Source organism: Corallococcus exiguus (assembly GCF_009909105.1).
In the GTDB taxonomy this organism is placed as follows: Bacteria; Myxococcota; Myxococcia; order Myxococcales; family Myxococcaceae; genus Corallococcus; species Corallococcus exiguus.
On sequence record NZ_JAAAPK010000009.1, the window covers coordinates 62,062 to 77,625 of the forward strand.

General features: G+C 67.3%; 15 protein-coding genes. 7 read left to right on the forward strand and 8 right to left on the reverse strand.

Annotated elements, in window-relative coordinates; genetic code table 11:
* The first annotated feature begins 66 nt into the window (after positions 1 to 66).
* On the forward strand, positions 67 to 1,410 hold the full coding sequence (locus tag GTZ93_RS29020; protein ID WP_139915003.1) for a PQQ-dependent sugar dehydrogenase: 1,344 nt from the start codon (positions 67 to 69) through the stop codon (positions 1,408 to 1,410).
* 71 nt (positions 1,411 to 1,481) lie between these two features.
* On the opposite strand, the gene GTZ93_RS29025 is transcribed toward GTZ93_RS29020, so the two are convergent.
* Both GTZ93_RS29025 and GTZ93_RS29030 read right to left on the reverse strand, forming a co-directional pair.
* Entirely contained in the window at positions 1,482 to 3,233 is a 1,752-nt protein-coding gene (locus GTZ93_RS29025; RefSeq protein WP_161663137.1) for an Ig-like domain-containing protein, read from the reverse strand.
* Positions 3,234 to 3,345: 112 nt separating this feature from the next.
* Positions 3,346 to 4,344, reverse strand: a complete 999-nt coding sequence (locus GTZ93_RS29030) for an AraC family transcriptional regulator (RefSeq protein WP_139915004.1) — start codon at positions 4,342 to 4,344, stop codon at positions 3,346 to 3,348.
* 35 nt (positions 4,345 to 4,379) lie between these two features.
* Between GTZ93_RS29030 and GTZ93_RS29035 the strand changes: the two genes are divergently transcribed.
* The gene (locus tag GTZ93_RS29035) at positions 4,380 to 5,321 is read left to right on the forward strand and encodes an alpha/beta hydrolase family protein (RefSeq protein ID WP_139915005.1); all 942 of its coding nucleotides are present in this window, start codon (positions 4,380 to 4,382) and stop codon (positions 5,319 to 5,321) included.
* An 11-nt stretch (positions 5,322 to 5,332) separates the two neighbouring features.
* On the opposite strand, the gene GTZ93_RS29040 is transcribed toward GTZ93_RS29035, so the two are convergent.
* A complete protein-coding gene (locus GTZ93_RS29040) occupies positions 5,333 to 5,950 on the reverse strand; it encodes a hypothetical protein (protein ID WP_257978900.1) in 618 nt (205 codons plus the stop codon).
* Between the two features lie 127 nt (positions 5,951 to 6,077).
* On the opposite strand from GTZ93_RS29040, the gene GTZ93_RS29045 reads away from it, so the two are divergent.
* Complete coding sequence (locus tag GTZ93_RS29045) at positions 6,078 to 7,556, forward strand: FAD-dependent monooxygenase (RefSeq protein WP_139915006.1); 1,479 nt, start codon at positions 6,078 to 6,080, stop codon at positions 7,554 to 7,556.
* 27 nt (positions 7,557 to 7,583) lie between these two features.
* On the opposite strand, the gene GTZ93_RS29050 is transcribed toward GTZ93_RS29045, so the two are convergent.
* A complete protein-coding gene (locus tag GTZ93_RS29050) occupies positions 7,584 to 7,925 on the reverse strand; it encodes a hypothetical protein (protein ID WP_139915007.1) in 342 nt (113 codons plus the stop codon).
* Between the two features lie 212 nt (positions 7,926 to 8,137).
* Positions 8,138 to 9,166: a hypothetical protein gene (locus GTZ93_RS29055; RefSeq protein WP_139915008.1), complete on the reverse strand. Its 1,029-nt coding sequence runs from the start codon at positions 9,164 to 9,166 to the stop codon at positions 8,138 to 8,140.
* Between the two features lie 208 nt (positions 9,167 to 9,374).
* On the opposite strand from GTZ93_RS29055, the gene GTZ93_RS29060 reads away from it, so the two are divergent.
* Together GTZ93_RS29060 and GTZ93_RS29065 are read left to right on the forward strand one after the other, a co-directional pair.
* Complete coding sequence (locus GTZ93_RS29060) at positions 9,375 to 10,370, forward strand: hypothetical protein (RefSeq protein WP_257978901.1); 996 nt, start codon at positions 9,375 to 9,377, stop codon at positions 10,368 to 10,370.
* Positions 10,371 to 10,499: 129 nt separating this feature from the next.
* Positions 10,500 to 11,510, forward strand: coding sequence for a DUF3592 domain-containing protein (locus tag GTZ93_RS29065; RefSeq protein WP_455423668.1), 1,011 nt, complete (start codon positions 10,500 to 10,502; stop codon positions 11,508 to 11,510).
* A gap of 3 nt (positions 11,511 to 11,513) precedes the next feature.
* Here GTZ93_RS29065 and GTZ93_RS29070 read toward each other — a convergent pair whose 3' ends face one another.
* Entirely contained in the window at positions 11,514 to 12,416 is a 903-nt protein-coding gene (locus GTZ93_RS29070) for a LysR family transcriptional regulator (protein WP_167548473.1), read from the reverse strand.
* 105 nt (positions 12,417 to 12,521) lie between these two features.
* On the opposite strand from GTZ93_RS29070, the gene GTZ93_RS29075 reads away from it, so the two are divergent.
* Together GTZ93_RS29075 and GTZ93_RS29080 are read left to right on the forward strand one after the other, a co-directional pair.
* Positions 12,522 to 13,394 (forward strand): aldo/keto reductase family oxidoreductase, encoded by an 873-nt coding sequence (locus GTZ93_RS29075; RefSeq protein ID WP_139915011.1) that lies wholly within the window; start codon positions 12,522 to 12,524, stop codon positions 13,392 to 13,394.
* A 69-nt stretch (positions 13,395 to 13,463) separates the two neighbouring features.
* Positions 13,464 to 14,042 (forward strand): TMEM175 family protein, encoded by a 579-nt coding sequence (locus GTZ93_RS29080; RefSeq protein ID WP_167548474.1) that lies wholly within the window; start codon positions 13,464 to 13,466, stop codon positions 14,040 to 14,042.
* An 11-nt stretch (positions 14,043 to 14,053) separates the two neighbouring features.
* Here the strand turns inward: GTZ93_RS29080 and GTZ93_RS29085 are convergent, their stop codons facing one another.
* Both GTZ93_RS29085 and GTZ93_RS29090 read right to left on the reverse strand, forming a co-directional pair.
* Positions 14,054 to 14,968 (reverse strand): RNA polymerase sigma-70 factor, encoded by a 915-nt coding sequence (locus GTZ93_RS29085; RefSeq protein ID WP_139915013.1) that lies wholly within the window; start codon positions 14,966 to 14,968, stop codon positions 14,054 to 14,056.
* Positions 14,965 to 15,561, reverse strand: a complete 597-nt coding sequence (locus GTZ93_RS29090) for a carboxymuconolactone decarboxylase family protein (protein ID WP_139915014.1) — start codon at positions 15,559 to 15,561, stop codon at positions 14,965 to 14,967. The genes GTZ93_RS29085 and GTZ93_RS29090 overlap by 4 nt, the downstream gene beginning before the upstream one ends.
* Positions 15,562 to 15,564 lie beyond the last annotated feature (3 nt).

The following is a 15,564-nucleotide window of genomic DNA, read 5'->3' on the forward strand; positions in this document are numbered from 1 at the left end:
TTCCCAGTCGACCCGAAGAACGAGATGTTCGACCCTTCCTCCTTTTCCCCCTCTGGAGTGAGTCGCATGCGCATCCTGACAACGTCCCTCATCGTCGCCACCCTCCTGGTCGGTTGCCAGGAGGATCCAGAAACCACACCCCAGGACTCGGGCGTCACGCAGCAGGACTCGGGCGTTCCCCCACAGGACGCGGGCGTCACTGAAGACGCGGGCGTCACAGCAGACGCGGGTGTCACTGAAGACGCGGGCGTTCCGGAAGATCCGCTCCCCAGCGGCCCCCCGGTTCCGCGGGGCCCGCCCAACGTGCCTGAAAACACGCCGGCCTTCCCCGGGCAGACGCGCGTCCCCGCCATCCAGACGAAGACGCCCTTCCAGGTCACCGAGATTGCCTCGGGCTTCAGGAACCCCTGGGCCATCGCCTTCCTGCCGGACCAGCGCATGCTGGTGACGGAGAAGGCCACCGGCTCGCTCTACATCGTCACGCAGCAGGGCGCGAAGTCCCCCGCCGTCAGCGGCCTGCCCGCCGTGGACGCGCGCGGTCAGGGCGGCTTGCTCGACGTGGAGGTGGGCCCGGACTACGCAGAGAGCCAGCGCATCTACTGGACCTATACCGAGCCCCGCACGGGCGGCAACGGGCTGGCGGTGGCGCGCGCGCGGTTGGTGGACGGAGCGCAGCCTCGCGTGGAGAACGTCCAGGTCATCTTCCGCATGATGCCCACGCTCGAGTCGACGCTGCACTCCGGGGGACGGATGGTGTTCACCCCGGACGGCAAGCTGTTCGTCACGCTCGGGGAGCGCTCCATCCTCGCGGGCCGTGTCCAGGCCCAGGACGTGAAGAGCCACTTCGGCAAGATCGTCCGCATCAATCCCGACGGCAGCGTGCCCCAGGACAACCCGTACCTGAACAACCCGGAGGCGAAGCCGGAGATCTGGTCCATCGGTCACCGCAACGTCCTGTCCGCGGCGCTCGACAGCCAGAACCGGCTGTGGACGGTGGAGATGGGGCCGCAGGGAGGTGACGAAGTGAACCGCCCCGAGGCGGGCAAGGACTACGGCTGGCCCACCATCGGATATGGCGAGGAGTACTCCGGCGCGCCCATCCACCAAAGCACCCAGGCTCCGGGCATGGAGCAGCCCGTGTACTACTGGGACCCGGTGATTGCGCCCTCCGGGATGACCATCTACTCCGGGACCCTGTTCCCCGAGTGGCGCAACAACATGTTCATCGGCGGACTGGCCGCCCAGACGCTGGTGCGGCTCATGGTGCGCAATGACCGCGTGGTGGGCGAGGAGCACCTCCTCAAGAACCTGAACTCGCGCATCCGCGAGGTGGTGCAGGGTCCCGAGGGCGCCCTCTACCTGCTCACCGACGCCACCAACGGCAAGCTGCTCAAGGTCACGCCGGAGTGAAGCATCCGTAGGCCACGCGCCCCCCACCCCCCGAGAGAATCAAACCTCGGGGAGCGGAAGGGGCGCCGTGGCTACTCCGCAGGCATCCAGGCCAGCCCCAGGTTCCTGGCGCTGCCCGAGTTCACGGTCTGGATGTCTCCACCGTCGGCCAGATTCGCGCTCCGGACCGCGGTCCCCAGCCAATCCGCCCAATACACCCGCCCGGCCGTGACATCGATGGCAATCCCATGCACCGTGCTCTGGTTGGTCACCAGGGCAGTGGAGCTGGCGCCGTCCAGGTTGGTGACATAGAGGCTGGCGCCGCGGGTCGAGTAGTACACCTTCCCGCCGCTCGAATCGACCGCCAGGCCCACGCCCTGTCCGCCCAGGCTTGAAGCGACCGTCTCCAGGTTGGTGCCATCCAGATTGAAGCGTACGAGCTTGGTGTTGTTATAGGTAATGACATACGCCTTGCCGTTCGGGACATCGAACGCGAGGGCGGACGGACTATCGATGTTGCCGACGACCTGCGTGGGATTGCTGCCGTCCAGCTCGGCGCGCATGACCCGCTTGCCGTTGAAGTCGGACCAGTACAGCTTGCGGTTCGTCGAATCGACGGCAAGCCCGCTGGGGAAGCCTCCGTTCGCCACGACATCGACCGGGTTTGCCCCATCACTGTCCACTCGAACGATTGCGCTGTCGCGATTGTAGAAGAGGGTCCGGGTGACCGGGTCGACCGCGATGGAAGACGCCCCGCTGATGCTGGTCTTGAGCTCAATGGCATTCGCGCCGTTCACGTCGACCCGCCACAGCGAGCCGGAGGCGGTCATCCAGTAGAGGCGCGCAAGAACGGCGACGTCGACCGTGAAGGTGGTGGAGGTGGTGTCGGAACCGTCACTCACCGAGAGGGTGATGGTGGTGGAGCCGCTGGCGTTGGCGACGGGAACCACCTTGAGGGTGCGGCTGGTGCCGGAGCCCCCGAAGACGAGGTTCGCGGGGGCGTTGGGCACCAGATCGGGATTGGAGGACGTGGCGATGACCGTGAGGCCGTCGGCGGCGGTCTCCACGTCGCCCACGGTGAAAGCCAGATCGCCGGTCGAGCTGCCAGCAGGGATGCGCTGGTCAGCCACCGGGGAAAGGGTGGGAACGTCGTTCACCTCGGTGACGTCGACCGTGAAGGTGGTGGAGGTGGTGGCGGAGCCATCGCTCACCGAGAGGGTGATGGTGGTGGAACCGCTGGCGTTGGCGACGGGAACCACCTTGAGGGTGCGGCTGCCGCTGGAGCCTCCGAAGATGAGGTTCGCGGGAGCGTTGGGCACCAGGGCGGGGTTGGAGGACGTGGCGGAGACCGTGAGGCCGTCGGCGGGGGTCTCCACGTCGCTCAGGGCGAACGCCAGGTCACCGGTCGAGCTGTCCTCGGCGAGGGTCTGGTTGGCCACCGAGGAGAGCTCGGGCGCGTCATTCACCGGGGTGATGGTGAGGGTCACCGTGCCCTGGGAGCTTTGGCCCTGGCTGTTGGTGGCACGAAAGATGAGCGCATCTTCGCCACTGTAGTCGGCGGCGGGGGTGTAGGTGATGGAGCCATTGGCGCGGACCTCACTCAACGTGCCGTGGTCCGGTGCATCGACGATGGTGAAGGTGAGTGCCCCTTTACCGCTGGCCGGCAGGTCCACCTCGAGGGGCGTGTCTTCCACCGCCTCGAGGATGACATCGCGGGCGACCGGCGGCGTCGGGGCGTTGGGCGCCGGATCCTTGTCGCGACAAGCGCCGAGGGTGCTGGCGGCCATTCCAAGCACCAATGCGGTGCGCAATGCCGCAGCCGATTTAGAGAACAAATATGACATGGACTTTCCTCTACTCCGTCCAGGCCCGGCCGGTCCACCCCATACCTGGCCGGTGTTCCTTTCAGCGCCGGGCGGGAGGGACGCTCACCTCCGTCACGCCCCGAGCGCGAAGTCAACGGGAGCGCTTCTCAGCTGAGTGAGCGAAGGACTCGCGCCGGAACGCTGCCGGGCCTGTGCCCTGCCAACGCTTGAACGCGCGGCTGAATGCAGGAACGCTCTCGTACCCCACGCGGCCTGCGATGGTCTCCACCTTCTCGGTGGTGTCGCGAAGCAGCTCCGCGGCCCGCGCGATGCGCCAGCGCGCGAGGTATTGGAGCGGGGACTCTCCCACGAGGTCCGTGAAGCGCGCCGCGAACCCCGAGCGCGACATGCCCACGCGTCGCGCGAGCAGGTCGACGGTCCATGGGTCGGCGACGCGGGCATGCATGAGGCTCAGCGATTCGTAGATCCGTGGGTCGGCCACGGCGGCGATGGCGCCGCGCTGACATTGCCCCTCCCCTACCGTCGAGCGGAGGGCGAGCACGAACAGCACGTCAGCAAGACGCTGCAGCACGATGTTGCTCGCCGGTCGGGGCGACGCGCTCTCGGCGAGCATGAACTGAACCGCGGCGGAGACCCAAGGCACCGAAGCAGGGTCGCTCGCCGACAAGACGACGAGCGGCGGCACGCCTTGAAGGAGCACCGGGCCCAGTCCGTCGCTCAGTTCGAAGAAGCCAGCGACCAGGGTGGTCGCCGCGCCGCGCCCACCGATGCGCAGGGGCCGCCGGTTGAGTGAGTACGAACCGTCGCAGACCGGGAGCGACTCGCTGTCTGCCGAATCGCGCAGCACGTGAGCCGTGCCGTGAGGGACGAAACCGACATCTCCAGGCGAGAGGACATGCGTTCGCGCCCCTTCGACCTCGAGTCGCGCGCTGCCATGCGCGACAAGGTAGAAGCTCGCGCGATTCCGGCGGGGCATGCGAAGCCCCCACGGCACGCGCGCCTCGATGGGATTGTAGAGAGCGTGGCGGATCAACGAGGCGCCGAGCACGTCAGCGACCGCGTCTCCACGTGGATCCCTGAGCTCCAACGGCGTTGGCTTTTCAGCTAACAGGTTTGGAGTTTTGCGCATGGACCGTCCATAGCGCAGGCCGTATCCCAAGACCCATGAGCAAATCCATCCCTCGAAATGAAGCGCCCGCGCCGGTGGTGTCGGTGCGTCCAGTCGTCCTCCCCGCACCGGGGCGTGGCGCGGATCTGGAAGTGCGGGTCTCCGCGCCCGTCACGGGAAGCGGTTTGCCCATCATCGTCTTCGCGCACGGCCATGGCTCGTCGTCGGACGGCTATCTTCCCCTTGCGCATTATTGGGCGGCTCGTGGCTTCGTCGTGATCCAACCCACGTTTCTTGATTCGAGGACGTTCGGCCTCGGACCGGAGGATCCACGGAGCCCGTTGGTCTGGAAATTCCGCATCGAGGATGTCACGCGCGTCCTCGATCATCTGGACGTCATCGAAGCGTCCGTTCCGGGGCTCACGGGCCGCGTCGATCGCAACCGGCTCGCCATGGCTGGACACTCATTCGGGGCGCAGACGACGGCCATGCTGCTCGGCGCGAGAATCCGGGGGCCGGATGGCCGATTGAGTGACGACCTTTCCGATCCCCGGATCAAGGTTGGCGTATTGCTTTGCGCAGGTGGCCGAGTGGGCGATGCACTGAGCCCTCTCGCGCGTGAGCATTTTCCGTATTTGAATCAGGTCTATACGGAGATGACCACGCCGACCCTCGTCGTGGCGGGCGACCAGGACCATTCTCCTTTGACCGTCCTCGGTCCGGAGTGGTTCACGGACGCGTACACCTTGAGCCCGGGCCCCAAGTCGCTTCTGACGCTGTTTGGAGCCGAGCACATGCTGGGTGGAATCTCCGGGTATCGCGTGACGGAGACGACCGACGAGAACCCCGCGAGGGTCGCAGCCGTTCAGCGTCTTACCTGGGCGTACCTCCACGAGGCGTTCTACCCCGGCAAGCGTGCGTGGGCCGTGGCGTGCGAGGAGTTGATGGCAAGCCCAACCCCGCAGGGACGGGTTGAAAGCAAGACACGGGCACCCTGATGCCGCAGGTCTTACTCCCAATCCTTTGAGACATCCCGAGGAGGCGCCTGGGGCGGGGCTGGCGGGTAGTAGCGCTCGGGATGACGCTGCTTGTCCGAGGAGATGAGCACCTTTCCAAACTCGCGGATGTTGACCAGGTGCTTCACCTCCTCGAGGGAGTGCCGCCGCTCGCGTCCGTCGGTGAAGACCTCGGTGATGCGACCGTCCTTGAACGTGGCGCGGAAGATGAGGGAGTCCTCGCCGCACCCCCGCGAGGTGATGGGCTCGTAGCGGAAGCCATCCACGCCGACCAGATGGAACAACATCCGATTGTACTTCTGGTTGGGCTCCAGCGGCCCCTTGCTGCAGCGGGCAACGACCTCGGCCACCTCTCGCAGGAACACGCGCGAGTTGGCCGCCGCTTCTGGAATCAGGCCGGGCCACTTCTTCGGGTCCAGGTCCGCCACGGCCGTGTCGATGCTCTCGTTGAGCACCTTCGCGAGCGTGGGGCTGGAGAGGTCACCGGGCTCCGCGGGAGGCGCCAGGAGGGGCGTCAGGGACAAGTAGGTGATGGGCAGCGCGGCGGCCAGGACCACGCCCACGGCCAGGACCCAGTACGGTTTCGCGCTCCCCTGCTCCGACTGCGCCATCGCTTCTCCCTCCTGCCTCTCCCCTCTTTCCACAGCCAGCAAATGCCAGACCCCGGGTGTTGCCGCAAGCCCCCCCGGCCATGCTCCACCATCGCCCGTTTCGGTCCACGAGCGGGAGGTCGGAGAGATGCACACGGACAGGGTGACGCAGCACGCGGTGGTGATTGCTGGAGGAGGCCCGACCGGGCTGATGCTGGCGGCGGAGCTGGCGTTGGCGCAGGTGGACGTGGCCATCGTCGAGCGGCGCGCCAGTCAGGAGGTCGCCGGCTCACGCGCGCGCGGCCTGCACGCGCGCAGCCTGGAGGTGCTCGACCAGCGAGGGGTCGTCGAGCGCTTCACCTCGCAAGGGCAAGCGGTCCAGAACGTCGCGTTCGGGCAGGCGCCCCTGGACCTCAGCGACTTCCCGACGCGTCACAACCATGGGCTCGCGCTCTTGCAGGAGCGCTTCGAGCGCATCCTGGCGGAGTGGGTGGCCGAGCTGGCGGTGCCCATCTACCGTGGGTGCGAGGTGACGGGCTTCGCGCAGGACGACACCGGCGTCGACGTCGCGCTGTCCGACGGCCGTGCGCTGCGGGCGAAGTACCTCGTCGGATGCGACGGGGGTCGCAGCCTCGTCCGCAAGCAGGCGGGCATCGGGTTCCCGGGGTGGGACGCGTCCATCAGCTACCTCATCGCCGAGGTCGAGATGACCGGAGCGCCGACGTTCGGCATCCGCCGGGACGAGAAGGGCACCTACGCCATGGGCAAGCTGGAGGACGGACGCGTGGGCGTCGTGCTGAGAGAGGAGCAGGTCTGCACGGGCGACGCGCCGACCCTCGAAACTCTGCGCGAAGGACTCGTCGCGCTCCACGGGACGGACTACGGCCTGCGCGGCGCCACGTACCTCTCCAGGTTCACCGACATGACGCGGCAGGCGGCGGCCTACAGAGACCGGCGGGTGCTCCTGGCCGGCGACGCGGCCCACGTGCATTCGCCCATGGGCGGACAGGGGCTCAACCTCGGCGTGCAGGATGCCGTGAACCTGGGGTGGAAGCTGGCCCAGGTCGTGCGCGGCGTCTCGCCGGAGGACCTGCTGGACACGTACCAGGCCGAGCGGCACCCCGTCGCGGCCCGTGCGCTGCGCAAGACCATGGCGCAGACCGCGCTGAGCCGCGGTGACGCGCGGATGGACGCCGTGCGCGAGACGCTGTCCGAGTTGCTGCGGATGGACGGGCCACGCAAGGAGTACGCGGCGATGATGTCGGGGCTGGACGTCCGCTACGACCTGGGCGACGGACACCCGCTGCTCGGGCGCCGCATGCCGGACCTCGACCTGGTCACCGCCGACGGCCCCCGGCGCGTGTTCCACTTGTTGCACGCCGCGCGGCCGGTGCTGCTCGACCTGGGCGAGCCCGGCACGCTCGAGGTCATGCCCTGGGCGGACCGGGTTCGGTGCGTCGCTGCGCGCTACACGGGAGCGTGGGAGCTCCCGGTGCTCGGCGCGGTCACGGCGCCCGTCGCGGTGCTGATTCGACCGGACGGGCACGTCGCGTGGGTCGGGGCGGGCACGGACCAGGGTCTGCGAGAGGCCCTGACCCGATGGTTCGGCCCGCCGCTTGCGGCGTAACGCGTTTCGCTTGCCGATAGCCCGGCGTCAGAAGTGGCAGGTCCAGTCCGAGCCGCAGTAGCCCGCGACGCCGTTGCAGCTGCACTCCCAGTTCTCGGTGCAGATCTGCTCGGTGCAGAACGGACCACCAGGGCCACCGCCACCGCCCGTGTAGGTGAACTCGCAGGTGTTCTGGACGCAGGTCGCGGTGCGAGCGCTGGGGCAGGAGTTCCGGCAGTCCTGGTCCGTGTCGCAAATGCTCTCATGACAGATGGGGCCGAGCATGGTCTGGCTGGAGGAGGCTTCCTCGTAGCTCGCGTTCGGGGCTTCCGCGGAGGCCACGGAGGCGGCGAGGAGGGTCGCGGCGAACAACTGACGAAAGAAGGACATGGGGCTCCTTGAGGGAAAGGCGCGACATCCGGAGATGTCGCGCCTCGATAAGCATACAGGCCCCACGTTGTGGATGAACGGGTTCAGCCCGCCTCCCTCAACGAGGCCCCATGCGTTCTATCCTCAGGACAACTCTCGAAGTGTGCTCGCTGCGCATCGCATCAACTCGACAGTCCACCCGTTCCGGATGACGTCAATCGCAGACGGCGGCGCTACAGGAATTCGTCCCCTCCCCCAGTCTCCGGCTCCTGGGCGGAGATGAGGACATCCCCGGGCCGCTGCTCCACGCGGAGGCCCAGGCCCATGGCCGTCAACTCCTCGAGCGCGGCGAGGGCCTCCATGACGGGCGGGACATCGGCGACCCTGGCCGGCACGGCGATGCGCTCGAGACGCGAGCCCACCTGTTCCAGCAGCGCGTGCGGAGGGAGTGCCTCTATGTATCGGCCATACAGATAGGCGGGCGCGGTCAGATGGGCGACGCCGGAGGGCGAAACGGTCGCGACATACGCATCGAAGCGCGCCCTCACCTCCTCCACCGAAGTGTCCTGACGCCACAAGCCGAGCAGGGAGCGCAGGAAGTCCATCAACGGTTGCGACCGGGACGAGCCCATCTGGGCCGAGGCGACCTCCAGCGCCCGCTCAGCGCGTGCGGGGTCGGGCTCGACGAAGAACAGCGGCAGCACCTCCTCGATGCCTGGAGTGTAGAGGGGCTCCGCGAGTTGCTCCGGCGCGCCCGCGAACGAGCGCAGCGTCCCGGGTTCGAGCGGCTCACCCGCCAGCCAGCGGCACCACAGCGCCTCGAGCGAGCCCGCGGCGAGCGACGCGCGGCGCAGCAGATGGGCTCGCGCCTGCTCCACGCCTCCGAACAACAAGACGGTCACCAGGTCCCCGGCGGGAGGCCCCTCGGGAAACTCGAGCGCATCCGCCCCCGTCCAGCGCGCGTACCGCTTGCGCTTCAGGTCGCGCTGGACCTCGCTCGCCACCTCGCTCCACGCGGACCAGGGCACACCGAGCGCCGCGTAGTCCTTCCGGAGGCGCTCATCCGCGGGGGCCGAGACCTCGTTGGGGCGCTTCTTGAAGTCGGCCCGCACGCGCTTGAGCTCCTTCGCGAGCGCGGGCAGTTCCTCCGCCGGACAGCCGCCGGTCAGGAGCCGGAGGTGGGAGATGGGAACGCCGTGCAACTTGAGCAGCCAGGCCTTGAACGCCGACCAGGCGGGGGCGGAGAGGTGTCGGATTTCCACGGTCTGTCCTCGATCATGCACGGGGGCACGTGGCCTGCTCCGTATCACGCCCCATGCACGCCAACAGGCAATACATCCCAGCTGAAACGGACGTTCCGCCTTTCACGCAGAGGCAATGGGACGCGGTGCACGGGCTCGGATTCTTTTCCTTAAGACGAGCGGGACTACCGCCGCGAGCGGCATCTGCGAGGTCAACACGGCCTGCGCCGTGCTGAAGGCAAGCGACACCTTCTTCAACGCCAAGACGTTCCCGTCCGTGAGCGAGCACAACGGGATGTTCGTGATCAACGGCAACGACGTGACGATCGACCACCTGGTCTTCGACGGCAACAGGAGTGGAAGACTCGCGGCGCAGGGGGCCCCTGCCTACAGGATGCTTTGCAGGGCCACCTACCCGGGCCTGGAAGGCTACACGTTCGGGCGCAACGTGCTCGCGGTCGGCGAGTACAGGTCGAACCGGACCATCCAGTACTCCGTCTCCAAGAACGCCATGTGCGGGACGGCCCTGGGATGGGGCGGCACCAACGCGAGGGTGGTCTTGAACTACGTCCACACCAACGGCTCACCCTTCCCGGTGGACTCGGCGCTGATCGCCGACGGCATCACGCTCGGCACGGTCAGCAACGGCGACATCTCGAGCAACATCGTCGCCGATAGCACGGACGTCGACATCATCATCGGAGGCGCCACGAACAACTCGCGCATGCAGTACAACCAGATCATCCATAACGGTTACCCTGCATTCGCGGGCATCATGCTCACCAACTGGCAAGCCCTCGCCGCGACGCCCACCAAGGCCGACTTCCGGGGCTTCGATTTCTCGGGCAACTCCATCAACTGCTACTCCTACTGCGACATCGGCATGCAACTAGGCGTGCTGACCTGGGTCTACGACAGCAATTGGCCGAACGCGGTGTTCATGGGCGGCGACGTCCATCACAACACCATCAACACGACCAAGCAGGGCATCAACGTGTCGGGTGCCGGCGATGCGAGCTACGCGATGCGGTTGGCGGACAACACCATCAACACCACGTACAACTCCTCGACCAGTCTGATCGTCGTCCCGGGGTCGCTCTGCCCGAATCCGCGGCCGACCGGGAAGCTCAACGTCCCAGGGCTCTGGACGGAGAACGTCATCTGGTTCCAGAACAACCAGGACCTGGACATGGACATGACCACCGCCTGGCACAAGTGCTACTGAGGCGGGTTTCCGCGGCGACCCAGCGGCGGCTTCGTTCATTCCGGAGCCGCCCTGTAGACTGAGGTCATGTCATCTCGCGCGACATCCTCCGCCTTGTGGCTCCTGGTCCTGTTGCCGCTGACAGCCGGCATGTTGGCCGCGGATTTCTTTGTCGTATCCACCGCGGTCCTCCAGGCGCGGTCCTCGAGCTGGCCGACCGTGCAGGGCACCATCACCCGGAGCGAGGTGGAGACGGTGCGCTCGAACAAGAGCACCACCTATCGCCTGAAGCTGGCCTACACCTACTCCGTCGCCGGACAGTCCCATGAGGGCGGCAAGCGCCGCTTGTACTCATGGAGTACGGGGGACCTCGAGCCCGTGGAGGCGCTGGTGACGCGCTACCCCGTGGGGGCCAGCATCCCCGTGTACTACCGCCCCGCTCAGCCATCGGAGGCGGTGTTGCAGCCGGGCCCCGGGAGCGCGGAGCTGTTCATGCTCATGTTCATGCTGCCCTTCAATCTGCTGGCGATCTGGCCGTGGATCATGGTGTCGCGAAGCTGGAGGCCAGAGCCGCCGCACGTGCCCACCTTCGTCCGGGAGGACGGCAGCGAGTGCGTGACGCTCACGGAGATGGGGACCACCCTCTGGGTGTTCCTGGCCTTGGGTGGATCCGCCTTCCTTTGCGGCGTGCTCGGAGGAGTCACCGGGGGACACAACGCACCGGCGATTGTGGGCGTGGGGGCCTGGGGGGTCGTCATCGCCTGCGGTGTGCTCACCGGACGGCTGTCGAGCGCATGGCGGAAGGCCGGGCGCTACGATCTGCGCCTCCACGTCCAGGCGCGCAGTCTTTCCCTGCCGCCCGTCTCCGGACGGAAGCACCGGCTCGACCTACGGTGGCGCGACGTGCGGGCGATCCGCGTCGACCCGCCGGTTCGCGGGAACCAACGGGGAAGCGTCAACCGCTACCCTCTCACGCTCGAACACGTCACCGCCGACGGCGAAGCGCGCCGGGAAACCATCGACTTCTTCCTCCGCGAGGAGCAGGCGGAAGCCATGGCGCACTGGCTGCGGACGCACCTCGATGTTGGCGAGGAGGCTCCGGAAGAACGGCGCGCCGCGCAGCCTCGCGCCAGGCCTCCAGGCCGCCAGCGACTGTCTTGAGTGTCAGCTCCACGGTGTCGACTTGATGAAGTCGACGAACGTACGCAGCGGCACCGGCAGGTGCTTCCGGCCTGAATAGTAGAGGAAGGGCCCCGAGAAGCTCGGCCACCACCGTTCGAGCACGGGCTCCAGTTCTCCCCGGTCCATGTACGGGCGCAACCAGTCCTCCAACAGATAGACGATTCCACCGCCCGCGACCGCGGACTCCACGGCGAGGTCGGTGCTCGTGTTGAGGCTGAAGAGCAGCGGCCCCTTGGGTTCGACGTGGATCGTCTCTCCACGACGCTCAAACTCCCACGCATACACCGGTCCGCTCAGCAAGCGCCCGCGCAGGCAGTCGCGTTCGAGCAGCTCGCGAGGATGCTTCGGCCGGCCCCGACGCGCGAGGTATGCGGGCGAGGCGGCAGCCGCGTAACGCTGCGTGCGTGGCCCGATGGGCACCGCCACCATGTCCTGCTCGAGTCGCTCCTCGTAGCGGATCCCGGCGTCATAGCCTTCCGCGACCACGTCGATGAGCCGCTCTTCGGCGGTCACCTCCATGGAGATGTCGGGGTACTTCGCGAGGAACGGCTGCACGATGCGAGGGAGGATGAGGCGCGCGGCGGCGATGGGCACATTGAGCCTCAAGCGCCCCGCGGGCCGGTCACGGAAGGTGTTGACCACGTCCAGTGCGGACCGCACCTCACCCAGCGCTGGAGTGAGCCGTTCGAGCAAACGCGCCCCCGCGTCCGTCGGCGTCACGCTGCGCGTGTTCCTGTTGAGCAGGCGAACGCCCAGACGGGACTCGAGGCGGCGGATCGCGTCACCCAAACGGGAGGCGCTCGTGCCCGACGCGCGAGCCGCGCTGCGGAAGCCGCCCTCGCGAGCGACCGCCAGGAACGCCGTGAGATCAGAGAGGTCATCCATCACCGTGCGGATTTTCGCACGACCTGTGCGGATTGCCACCGATAGTCGTGCAGTGATTCCTTGCGTAAACGAGTGGGCAACCTCGAACAACGAAGGAGCCTCGCCTTGGCCCACAATTCCACCTCAGGCAGCTATCGCATTGGCACACACACCGTTCGCCGCGTGGGTTACGGCGCGATGCAGCTCTCCGGCCCCGGCGTCTTCGGCCCGCCCAGGGACCGCAAGGCGGCGGTCGCGGTGCTGCGAGAGGCCATCGCCCAGGGCGTCGACCATCTGGACACCAGCGACATCTACGGCCCCCACGTGACCAACCAGCTCATCCGTGAGGCGCTGCACCCGTATCGCGATGGTCTGGTGATCGCCACGAAGGTCGGCGCGGTCCGCGGGCCCAACGGTTCGTGGGAGCCCGCGTTCTCCCCCGCTGACCTCGAACGCGCGGTCCACGACAACCTGCGCAATCTCGGGCTCGAGGTGCTCGATGTCGTGAACTTCCGTGCGATGTTCAGCGCCGCGGGCCCGGTGGAAGGCTCCATCGAGGCGCCGCTCACCGCGCTCGCGGAGCTTCAGCAGCGAGGCCTCATCCGCCACATCGGCTTGAGCAACGTCACGCCGACGCAGGTCGCCGAGGGCTGCAAGGTCGCCGAGATCGTCTGCGTGCAGAACCACTACAACCTGGCGCACCGGAGTGACGACGCCCTGCTCGACCAGCTCGCCGACACGGGTACGGCCTACGTGCCGTTCTACCCGCTGGGCGGTTTCACGCCGCTGCAGTCGAGCGCGCTGAACGACGTGGCCGCGCGGTTGGGCGCGACACCCATGCAGGTAGCGCTGGCCTGGCTCCTGCACCGGTCTCCCAACGTACTTCTCATCCCGGGCACGTCGTCAATCACACACCTCCGGGAGAACCTCGCCAGTGCGGAGCTCGCCTTGAGCGCGGAGGACATGGACACCTTGAACCATCTTGCAGAGCGGACCTGACCGCATGCGAGCGGGCCCCCGTTCCGCCTATCCTGGGCCAGCGGACTCGAAGCGCGCATGGGGGGCAGCATGGACAAGCACCGGCTGGAAGCGTTCAGCGACGGCGTCATCGCCATCATCATCACCATCATGGTGCTGGAGCTCAAGGTACCGCACGGCAGCCAACTGGCCGACCTGCGGCCGCTGATCCCCGTCTTCCTCAGCTATGTGCTCAGCTTCATCTACATCGGCATCTACTGGAACAACCACCATCATCTCCTGCACACCATCGCCCATGTCACCGGCGGCGTGCTGTGGGCGAACCTGTACTTGTTGTTCTGGCTGTCGCTGATCCCCTTCGCCACCGGCTGGATGGGCGAAAACCATTTCTCGGCCGTGCCGCTGGCGCTCTATGGCTTCGTGCTCCTGATGAGCGCCTTCGCCTGGAGGCTGTTGCAAACCCGCCTGGTGGTGATGCAAGGCCAGCAGTCGGCACTGGCCCTGGCGGTCGGGCGCGATTTCAAGGGCAAGATTTCACCGCTCTTCTATCTGGCCGGCATCGTCAGCGCCTTCTTCAACGGGCATTTTTCCGAGGCAATCTATGTGCTGGCCGCGATGATGTGGCTGGTGCCGGATCGCCGCTTCGAGAAGGCGACACATGCAAGCTAGTCCTCGGACCGCTACCGGCTCAGCATCACCTGCTCGCCGAGCCGGCCCATCTTTTGAGGGTTGCGCATGGCATAGATCCGGGTGATCCGGCCGCTCTCGACAACGACGCTGATTGCTGTGTCGAGGTTTCCATCGATGTCGACACGGAGCGAGGGCGCTCCGTTGAGCCACATGGTCGCGATCCGGGCGCCAGGCGCGAGCGTGGGGAAGCGGGACAGGAGCCGGGCCACGTGTTCGCCGCCGACAATCGGGCGCCGGACCGCCGTCACCACGCCGCCGCCGTCCGCGACCAGCACCACGTCGGGGGCGAGCACGTCGAGCAGGCTCTTCACGTCACCGGAGTTGACCGCGGCCAGGAACCGCTCCAGGACCGCCTCTTGCTCCGCCCGGCCGACCTGCATCCGGGGCCGTCGCGCGGCCACGTGCTCCCGCGCCCGGTGGGCAATCTGCCGGACGGCGGCGGGCGTCTTGTCGAGCGCCGGAGCAATCTCGTCGTACGGCATGTCGAAGACCTCCCGGAGCACGAACACCACCCGCTCGGCCGGAGTGAGGGTCTCCAGCACGGTGAGCATCGCGATCGAGACGCTCTCCGCGAGCGCGAGGTCGTCGGCGACGTCGGGGCTGGTGAGCAGCGGCTCGGGCAGCCATTCGCCGACGTACTCCTCCTTGCGACGGGTGAGCGTGCGCAGCCGGTTGAGCGCCTGACGGGTGACGATCCGGACCAGGTAGCTGCGCGGGTCGCGCACCTCCGCCCGGCTTGCATCACCGATGTCCGCCCACCGCAGCCAGGTCTCCTGCACGACGTCCTCGGCGTCGGCCGCGGAGCCGAGCATCTCGTACGCGATCGTGAAGAGCAGGCTGCGCTGGGTGACGAAGAACTCCTCCGAGCCTGGCGGAGCGCCGGCCGCATCGGACGAGGACGTCATGACGCGGACGCCTCCCCCAGCCTTGCGCTCGGCTGGGCCATCGGCTTCAGCCCGCACGAGGCGGCGAAGCCCTCCGACTCGATGCCCAGAGCGGTGTTGGAGCGGGTCGTCAGGTTGGCGAACCCAATCACCGTGGTGAGCTCGATGAGCGCCGCGGCCCCCAGCTGCGCCCGCAGGCTCGCGACCATCTCGTCCGTCACCGTGGGGGGCGTCTGGCTCACCGCCTCGGCATACTCCAGCACCTCTCGTTCCAGGGAGGTGAACACGGCCGACTCCCGCCACCGCGGAATCTCCCGCGCCTTGGCGACGTCCAACCCGTGGTTGTGGGCCATGAAGTAGTTGAAGTCCAGACAGAACGAGCAGCCCACCAGCGAAGCCACCACCATGTGCGCATACGACTTCAGGCTCTCATCGCACTGGTCCCACTTCTGGACCTTCTGCCCGAAGCCCATGCTGGCCTTGAGCACCGGCAGGTGGTGCCACATCACGCCAAGTGACTTGGGGACCCGGCCGAACGTCCGGCTGGCGAACAACTTCGCCATGGCGCCATAGAGTCCGGTGAGCTCCTTCGGGGGAATCCTGGTCGAGGTCATGTC

Excerpts from the sequence above, each read along its gene's own strand:
- GTZ93_RS29035 (WP_139915005.1), top strand. The coding sequence starts at position 4,380 with ATGAGCAAATCCATCCCTCGAAATGAAGCGCCCGCGCCGGTGGTGTCG.
- GTZ93_RS29065 (WP_455423668.1), top strand. The coding sequence starts at position 10,500 with ATGTTGGCCGCGGATTTCTTTGTCGTATCCACCGCGGTCCTCCAGGCG.
- GTZ93_RS29050 (WP_139915007.1), bottom strand. The coding sequence starts at position 7,925 with ATGTCCTTCTTTCGTCAGTTGTTCGCCGCGACCCTCCTCGCCGCCTCC.
- GTZ93_RS29090 (WP_139915014.1), bottom strand. The coding sequence starts at position 15,561 with ATGACCTCGACCAGGATTCCCCCGAAGGAGCTCACCGGACTCTATGGC.
- GTZ93_RS29070 (WP_167548473.1), bottom strand. The coding sequence starts at position 12,416 with ATGGATGACCTCTCTGATCTCACGGCGTTCCTGGCGGTCGCTCGCGAG.
- GTZ93_RS29085 (WP_139915013.1), bottom strand. The coding sequence starts at position 14,968 with ATGACGTCCTCGTCCGATGCGGCCGGCGCTCCGCCAGGCTCGGAGGAG.
- GTZ93_RS29045 (WP_139915006.1), top strand. The coding sequence starts at position 6,078 with ATGCACACGGACAGGGTGACGCAGCACGCGGTGGTGATTGCTGGAGGA.
- GTZ93_RS29020 (WP_139915003.1), top strand. The coding sequence starts at position 67 with ATGCGCATCCTGACAACGTCCCTCATCGTCGCCACCCTCCTGGTCGGT.
- GTZ93_RS29025 (WP_161663137.1), bottom strand. The coding sequence starts at position 3,233 with ATGTCATATTTGTTCTCTAAATCGGCTGCGGCATTGCGCACCGCATTG.
- GTZ93_RS29080 (WP_167548474.1), top strand. The coding sequence starts at position 13,464 with ATGGACAAGCACCGGCTGGAAGCGTTCAGCGACGGCGTCATCGCCATC.
- GTZ93_RS29030 (WP_139915004.1), bottom strand. The coding sequence starts at position 4,344 with ATGCGCAAAACTCCAAACCTGTTAGCTGAAAAGCCAACGCCGTTGGAG.
- GTZ93_RS29040 (WP_257978900.1), bottom strand. The coding sequence starts at position 5,950 with ATGGCGCAGTCGGAGCAGGGGAGCGCGAAACCGTACTGGGTCCTGGCC.